Source organism: Actinosynnema sp. (genome assembly GCF_052038725.1).
The window spans coordinates 1-7,082 of sequence record NZ_JBQGCX010001410.1; the positions used below are offsets into that span (position 1 = coordinate 1).

At 73.8% G+C, this 7,082-nt stretch carries 9 protein-coding genes; 6 read left to right on the top strand and 3 right to left on the bottom strand.

Going from position 1 to position 7,082, the window contains the following annotated elements; translation table 11 throughout:
• The coding region (locus ACTUAL_RS29775; protein WP_440902564.1) for a helix-turn-helix domain-containing protein at window positions 1-496 on the bottom strand (496 nt) is incomplete at its 3' end.
• 136 nt (window positions 497-632) lie between these two features.
• Between ACTUAL_RS29775 and ACTUAL_RS29780 the strand changes: the two genes are divergently transcribed.
• The 5 genes from ACTUAL_RS29780 (at window position 633) to egtD (ending at window position 6,107) form a co-directional block, all read left to right on the top strand.
• Window positions 633-1,406, top strand: a complete 774-nt coding sequence (locus ACTUAL_RS29780; RefSeq protein ID WP_440902565.1) for a Scr1 family TA system antitoxin-like transcriptional regulator — start codon at window positions 633-635, stop codon at window positions 1,404-1,406.
• A gap of 81 nt (window positions 1,407-1,487) precedes the next feature.
• Window positions 1,488-2,714 (top strand): glutamate-cysteine ligase family protein, encoded by a 1,227-nt coding sequence (locus ACTUAL_RS29785; protein WP_440902566.1) that lies wholly within the window; start codon window positions 1,488-1,490, stop codon window positions 2,712-2,714.
• A gap of 358 nt (window positions 2,715-3,072) precedes the next feature.
• Entirely contained in the window at window positions 3,073-4,401 is a 1,329-nt protein-coding gene (gene egtB / locus ACTUAL_RS29790; protein ID WP_440902567.1) for an ergothioneine biosynthesis protein EgtB, read from the top strand.
• Window positions 4,402-5,148, top strand: coding sequence for an ergothioneine biosynthesis protein EgtC (gene egtC, locus ACTUAL_RS29795; RefSeq protein ID WP_440902568.1), 747 nt, complete (start codon window positions 4,402-4,404; stop codon window positions 5,146-5,148).
• Window positions 5,145-6,107, top strand: a complete 963-nt coding sequence (gene egtD / locus ACTUAL_RS29800) for an L-histidine N(alpha)-methyltransferase (protein WP_096492661.1) — start codon at window positions 5,145-5,147, stop codon at window positions 6,105-6,107. The genes egtC and egtD overlap by 4 nt, the downstream gene beginning before the upstream one ends.
• A gap of 73 nt (window positions 6,108-6,180) precedes the next feature.
• On the opposite strand, the gene ACTUAL_RS29805 is transcribed toward egtD, so the two are convergent.
• Together ACTUAL_RS29805 and ACTUAL_RS29810 are read right to left on the bottom strand one after the other, a co-directional pair.
• Window positions 6,181-6,408 carry a hypothetical protein gene (locus ACTUAL_RS29805; protein ID WP_096492662.1) on the bottom strand — a complete coding sequence of 76 codons (228 nt, stop codon included), beginning with the start codon at window positions 6,406-6,408 and terminating at the stop codon, window positions 6,181-6,183.
• 116 nt (window positions 6,409-6,524) lie between these two features.
• Window positions 6,525-6,734 carry a hypothetical protein gene (locus ACTUAL_RS29810; RefSeq protein WP_440902569.1) on the bottom strand — a complete coding sequence of 70 codons (210 nt, stop codon included), beginning with the start codon at window positions 6,732-6,734 and terminating at the stop codon, window positions 6,525-6,527.
• A 144-nt stretch (window positions 6,735-6,878) separates the two neighbouring features.
• Here ACTUAL_RS29810 and ACTUAL_RS29815 point away from each other — a divergent pair.
• Window positions 6,879-7,082: helix-turn-helix domain-containing protein (locus ACTUAL_RS29815; RefSeq protein WP_440902570.1), on the top strand; the 204-nt coding region annotated here is incomplete at its 3' end.

A 7,082-nucleotide genomic window follows, 5' to 3' on the forward strand; every position in this document is an offset into this window, starting at 1 on the left:
CCTCCAGGACCAGCTCCAGGAACGACGTCAGGACGGCCACGTCCACGTCGTCGCGGAGGTTGCCCGCCTCGCGCTGGCGCAGGAGGCGCTGCCTGGTCGCGTCGGTGAGCTGGCTGGAGCGCTCCGCCCAGCGCCCGCGGAACTCCGGGTCCGTGCGCAGTCGCCTCGACACCTCGAGGCGGGTGCCCAGCCAGTCCGCCGGGTGCTGCTCGCCGTCGTCGTGGCGCGGGGTTGCGAGCAGCTCTCCCATCACCTGGACCAGGCCCTGCTCGGCCACCACGTCGGCCATGCGGATCGCGTCGTCCTCGGCCAGCGCCAGGAACAGCGACTCCTTGTCCCGGAAGTGGTGGAAGATGGCTCCCCTGGACAGGCCGGTACCCTCTTCGAGGCGGCGCACGGTGGCGCCCTCGTAGCCGAAGCGCGCGAAGCAGGCACGCGAGCCGTCCAGGATCTGGCGGCGGCGGGCGTCTAGGTGGTCCTGACTCACCCTGGGCACCGGGTGATCGTCCCAGCACCCGCCCGCGAAATCCAATCAGTACGTACGGATTGTTCCGTCAATCATGTGATCCTTTGGGGTGCACTTTCCGGGCGCTCGGCGAAACGCCAGGTCAGAACACGTATGGTGCGGTTCCGTGAGAGCAGGGGACGGGGTGTCGTCGTGGCCGCTCCGGTCACCGTCGAAGCGGATCGCGGTCGACGTCGTCGACCTGGTGCGCCTGGTGGGCGGCAGCCAGCGGGGTGATGAGCGGCGGGCCCGGTCGCTGGTCTGCTACGAGGTGCTGGTCGTGCCGGAGTGGTTGCGCACTGCGGATTACGCGCTGGCCTACGGGGGCGACAACGGTTTCGGGAACGGTGAGCAGGGTGGCCCCTGGGACAGCGGGCAGGGTGGCCCCTGGGACAGCGGGCAAGGTGGTTCCTGGGGCAGCGGGCAGGGCGGCTCCTGGGACGGTGGGCAGGGCGGCGCCGGGGCTGACCTCCGGAGTGCCGGTGTGAGCGGCGGTGACGTCGAGCCGGGTCCGTCGACCCCGCCCCCGGACTCGGCCTTCTACCTGCACGAGGCCGTCCTGCACACCCCCGTCGGCGGGCCCGGCGCGCACGCTCGGCAGCTGCTGGCGCTCGCCGCCTCGCCGTGGCCGGTCCGGGTGGTGCCGTTCGGGGTCGGGGCGCGGCCTGCGCTGGCCAGGCCGTTCGTCTACCTGGAGTTCGCCGACGCGCCCCCGGTCGCCTACTCCGGCGGGCGGGTGGAGAGCGCTGGGCCGCACCGGGAGGCGCTCGCCGTGCTGGAGGAGCTCGCGCTGGGAGTCGACGCCTCGCGGGCGCTGCTGGCCACGTGGAAAACCGCCGCTCAAGGACCGTTCGCGGGGCATGGCGCTGCGTGCACATCGGACACCCCCGATTCCCATTGATCCGTAAGGGTTTTGTTCGCTGCGTCGATCGGTATTCCCGGTGTAGCGTCGAGCCCGACCGAGGCCGACAGGGGAGTGCGCATGGTTGCCGCAGTTCACCCAAGTCCGGCGCACGGCCCGGCTCCCGCGTCCTTCCGGGACCGCGCGGAGGCCGAGGCCTACGTGGCGTCGGTGTGCTTCAAGCACGGACCGCCGAGGCTCATCGGCGTCGAGATCGAGTGGACCGTCCACCACCTGGGCGATCCCTCCCTACCCGTGGACGCGGCGCTGTTCTCCGCCGCGCTGGGCGACCACGCGCCCCCGACCCTGGTGCCGGACAGCCCGCAGCGCCCGCTGCCCAGCGGCACGCCGCTGACGGTCGAGCCCGGCGGCCAGGTCGAGATCTCCACCCCGCCGCGCGACTCGCTCACCGAGCTGCTCAAGACCGTCGCGTCGGACGTCGACCACCTCGCCGGCCTGCTCGAACCGGCCGGCTTCACCCTCGGCGACCGGGGCGCCGACCCGTTCCGCCCGCCGCGCCGCCTGCTGGACGTCCCCCGCTACCGGGCGATGCAGCACGCCTTCGACGCGCTCGGCCCGGACGGCCTGACCATGATGTGCAGCACCGCCGGTCTCCAGGTGTGCCTCGACGCCGGTGAGGGCCCGGACGTGGCCACCCGCTGGGCCGCCGCGCACGCGCTCGGGCCCGCGCTGATGGCCCTGTTCGCGAACTCGCCCGGCGTCGGCGGGCTGCGCCCGGACTGGGCCAGCGCCCGGATGCGCACCCTCTACGGCACCGACCCGGTGCGCTGCCGCCCCGGCGCGGTGTGCGACGACCCGGCCTCGGCCTGGGCGCGCCGGGTGCTGGACGCGCCGGTCATCGTGGTGCGCAGGCCGGGACCGGACTGGATCCCGCCGCACCGCCTCACCTTCGCCGACTGGGTCGACGGGGCGCTCGACCGCAGGCCCACCACCGAGGACCTCGACTACCACCTGACGCTCCAGTTCCCGCCGGTCCGCCCGCGCGGCTACCTGGAGATCCGCTACCTGGACACGCCCGGTCCCGGCGGCTGGATTCCCCCGGTGGTGCTGCTGGCCGCCCTCTTCTCTCACCCGTCCGTGGTGGACTCGGTGCTGGAGGCGACCGGTCCCGCAGTGCGGCGCTGGCTCACCGCCGCCCGGTACGGGCTGGACGACCCGGTGCTGGCCCGCGTCGCCGCGCAGGTCGTCGAGCTGGGCTGCGCCGCGCTGCACCGCACCGACCTGTCGCCCGCGCAGGCCGACGTGGTCGCCGACGAGCTGCACCGCGCGCTCGCCCGGCGTCGCTGACGGTCCCCGGCGCGCCGACGACGTCGCGCCACCCCGCCGCAGCGCCCGCGCCCGCGCGACCGCCGTCGAACCGGCCGAAGGTCCGCGCGAGGCCCCTCCCCACGAGGTCGGTGCGAGTCCCGTCGCCCCGACCGCGACGACACCCCGGCAGTCCCCGGCGCCGCCACACCCGAGCAACGGGCGCGGAACCGGCTCGTGCTGCCCCCACGACCAGCTACCCGCAACGAGGAGCGCGCTCCCTCCGCACCCGGAGGAGCGCGCCACCGGTCGAGCGCCGCTGAACCGGGCGCCGCTCGACCGGGGAACGCTGAGAAGAACCCGCTGACAGCACTGCACACCAGTCCGGAGGGGGCCTTTCATGACCAGCGCCGAAGACCTGCGCGCGACAGTCGCGGACCAGCTCACCAGGGCCAGGGCCCGCAGCGCCGCGCTCACCGACGCCGTCGACGACGACGACCTGGTGCGCCAGCACTCGAAGCTCATGTCACCGCTCGTGTGGGACCTCGCCCACATCGGCAACCAGGAGGAGCTCTGGCTCGTCCGCGACGTCGGCGGTCGCGAGCCGGTGCGCTCCGACATCGACGAGCTGTACGACGCGTTCAAGCACGCCCGAGCGGCCCGCCCCGAGCTGCCGCTGCTCGGTCCCGGCGAGGCGCGCGGCTACGTGCGGGAGGTGCGCGACAAGGTCTTCGACGTCCTGGAGCGCACCCCGCTGGAAGGCGCGCGGCTGCTCGACGGGGCGTTCGCGTTCGGCATGATCGTGCAGCACGAGCAGCAGCACGACGAGACCATGCTGGCCACCCACCAGCTGCGCGCGGGCGCCCCGGTGCTGCACGCCCCGCCACCGCCGCCCGGCGGTCCGGTCGGGCCGCCCGAGGTGCTGGTCCCCGGCGGCCCGTTCACCATGGGCACCTCCACCGAGGCGTGGGCCCTGGACAACGAGCGGCCCGCGCACCAGGTCGTGACCGCGCCGTTCTTCATCGACACCACCCCGGTCACCAACGGCGCGTACACCGAGTTCATCGCCGACGGCGGCTACCGCGACCCGCGCTGGTGGAGCCCCGCGGGCTGGGAGCACGTGCAGGGCGCGGGCCTGGAGGCCCCGCGCTTCTGGTCGCGCTCCGGGGACGCCTGGCACCGGCGCGCGTTCGGCGTCACCGCGCCGCTCGACCCCGCGCAACCGGTGGTGCACGTGTGCTTCCACGAGGCCGAGGCCTACGCGCGGTGGGCCGGGAAGCGGTTGCCCACCGAGGTCGAGTGGGAGAAGGCCGCGCGCTTCGACCCGGCCACCGGGCGCTCCCTGCGCTACCCGTGGGGCGACGACGACCCGACGCCCGAGCACGCCAACCTCGGCCAGCGGCACCTGTCCCCGGCCCCGGTCGGCGCCTACCCGAAGGGCGTGTCGCCGCTGGGCGTGCACCAGCTCGTCGGCGACGTGTGGGAGTGGACCAGCTCGGACTTCCGGGGCTACACCGGGTTCGAGGTGTTCCCGTACGCCGAGTACTCGCAGGTGTTCTTCGGCGCGGACCACAAGGTGCTGCGCGGCGGTTCGTTCGGCACGGACCCGGTGGCGGTGCGCGCGACGTTCCGCAACTGGGACTACCCGATCCGGCGGCAGGTCTTCGCCGGGTTCCGGTGCGCGCGGGACGCGTCGCCGGAGGTCGCGCGCGGGGCGGTGGAGGGCTAGGTGTGCAGGCACCTGGGGTACCTCGGTCGGCCGGTCCCGCTGTCGGCGCTGCTGTTCGACCCGCCGCACTCGCTGGAGCACCAGTCGCACGCGCCAGCGGACATGCGGCGCGGCGGCACGGTCAACGCCGACGGGTACGGGGTCGGGTGGGCCGCCGAGGACGGGCAGGTCGCCCGGTACCGGCGGGCCGGGGCGATCTGGGCGGACGAGAACCTGGCTTCACTGGGCCGAGTCGTGCGGTCGGGCGCGGTGCTGGCGGCGGTGCGCTCGGCCACGGTCGGGATGCCGGTGGTGGAGACCGCGTGCGCGCCGTTCTCCGGCGACGGCTGGCTGTTCAGCCACAACGGCAAGGTGCCCGAGTGGTCGAAGTCGTTGGCGGACCTGGCTTCCGGGCTTCCGGTGGAGCGGTTGCTGACGCTCGACGCGCCGACGGACTCGGCGCTGCTGTGGGCGCTGGTGCTGGACCGGTTGCGGTCCGGGGCGGGCGCCGAGGAGGCGGTGGTGTCGGTGCTGCGCGAGGTGGACGCCGCCGCCCCCGGCTCGCGGCTGAACCTGCTGCTGCTCGGCCACGGCGTCGTGATCGGCACGACCTGGACGCACTCGTTGTGGTTCAGGCGGGACGAAGGCGGGGTGCTGGTGGCCTCCGAGCCGCTGGACACCGGTGACGGCTGGCGCGAGGCGCCCGACCGTTCGGTCGTGGTGGCCTCGGAGTCTACTGTGGACGTTCGAGCGATAGGACGACGATGACCGAGCTTGACGTGCGACTGACCCCCGACGAGGCGGCGCGCGCGCTGCGCGAGGAAGCCGCGGCCGGGCTGGCCGACACGCCGAAGTGGTTGTCCCCCAAGTGGTTCTACGACGAAGTGGGCAGCTCGCTGTTCGAGGACATCACCCGGCTCCCCGAGTACTACCCGACGCGGGCCGAGCGGGAGATCCTCACCGCGCGGGCGGGCGAGGTCGCGGAGCTGACCGGTGCGGCGGAGCTGGTGGAGCTGGGGTCGGGGTTCTCGGTGAAGACCCGGCTGCTGCTCGACGCCCTGCGGCCGACGCTGCGCCGGTTCACGCCGCTGGACGTGTCCGAGTCGGCGCTGCTGGCCGGGGCGTCCGGGCTCGCGGACGACTACCCCGGCGTTCGGGTCCGCTGCGTGGTCGGGGACTTCACCCAGCACCTCGGCGCGCTCCCGGCGTCGGACGGGCGGTTGGTGGCGTTTCTCGGCGGCACCATCGGGAACCTGCTGCCCGAGGAGCGCGGGAAGTTCTTCGCGGCCGTGCGGGAGTCGTTGCGGGCCGGGCAGTGGCTGCTGCTCGGCGCGGACCTGGTGAAGGACCCCGAGGTGCTGGTGCGGGCGTACGACGACCCGACCGGGGTGACGGCCGCGTTCAACCGGAACGTGCTGCGGGTGCTGAACCGGGAGCTGGGCGCGGGGTTCGACCCGGACGCGTTCGCGCACGTCGCGCGGTGGGACCCGGAGCGGGAGTGGATCGAGATGCGGTTGCGGGCGGGGCGGGCGATGCGGGTTCCCGTTCCGGGGCTGGGCATCGAGGTCGACTTCGCGGAGGGGGAGGAGCTGCGGACGGAGGTGTCGGCGAAGTTCCGGCGCGACGGGCTGGAGCGCGAGCTGGGGGAGTCCGGGTTCGCGGTGCGGCGGTGGTGGACCGACTCGGAGGGGCGGTTCGCGCTGGTGCTGGCGCGAGCTGCCGGGTGAGCACCGGGTCGGGCGGCGCTCGGCCGTCCTGATCCTGCGGGCCCGGCCGCTTCCCCCCGGCGGTCGGGCCCGTTCACAGCTCCTCGCGGTTCATGCCCTCCGCGCGCTGGTCGCGGCGCCACCACACGTGGTCGACGGCGATCTCGGTGACGGCGAAACCGACCAGCAGGGCGGTGGTGAGGCCGTCGGGCCAGGCGAAGAGGGCCCAGGTCGCGGTGAGCGCCAGCGCGGGGGCGAGGGGGAACCAGACCCTGGTGCGGCCCAGGGAGTCGTTGCGCAGCCACCACAGGAGCAGGACCACGGGCCTCCTTTCCGCAGCGGCCGGAGATACCTAAAGGTGGTCGGCGAGCGGGACGGGGAAACCCCGTTGGGCCAACGGGATCAGCGTGGTGCGGCCGTTGTGGTGAGCGGGGCGGGTCAGGCGTCCTGGTCGTCCGCCTCCAGTGCGCGCAGGGCCTCGTCGAGGGCGTCGCGGCAGGCGCGGAGCATCGGGGTCGGCATCTCCAGGGTCACCTCCACCGGGCCCAGGATCATCAGGCTGGCGCGGTCCGGGGAGTCCGGGCGGCAGACCACCGGCCTGCCCTCCTCCAGGTAGAGCCAGGTCGACGCGGTCTGGGTGGTGGGCACTCGAGGGCTCCCGGAGGTCGGCGGGTGGTGGTGACACACGTTATCTACGTGCGTAGGAAATGACATTTACCCAGTTGGGTGACCTTGCTCGTGTGGGAGAGGCGCTAGATTGCGCCACCGTGCCAGCGAGGGGGACGTGAGGACATGCGGCAGGTTCAGCCCGAGCACATCCAGATCGCGGCCACGCTGCGGCGGATGCGGGAGCAGGCCGGGGTGGGGCGGGACCAGGCGGCCCTGCTGCTCGGGTGCACGATCTCCAAGATCGGGGACCTGGAGACCGGGCGGTCCCGGCCCAAGCCGGTGGAGCTGGAGCGGTTGCTCGACCACTACGGGGTCATGGGGGACGAG

Bases quoted from the DNA above. Each gene is read 5' to 3' on its own strand.
- ACTUAL_RS29785 (WP_440902566.1), top strand. From the start codon at position 1,488: ATGGTTGCCGCAGTTCACCCAAGTCCGGCGCACGGCCCGGCTCCCGCG.
- egtB (WP_440902567.1), top strand. From the start codon at position 3,073: ATGACCAGCGCCGAAGACCTGCGCGCGACAGTCGCGGACCAGCTCACC.
- egtD (WP_096492661.1), top strand. From the start codon at position 5,145: ATGACCGAGCTTGACGTGCGACTGACCCCCGACGAGGCGGCGCGCGCG.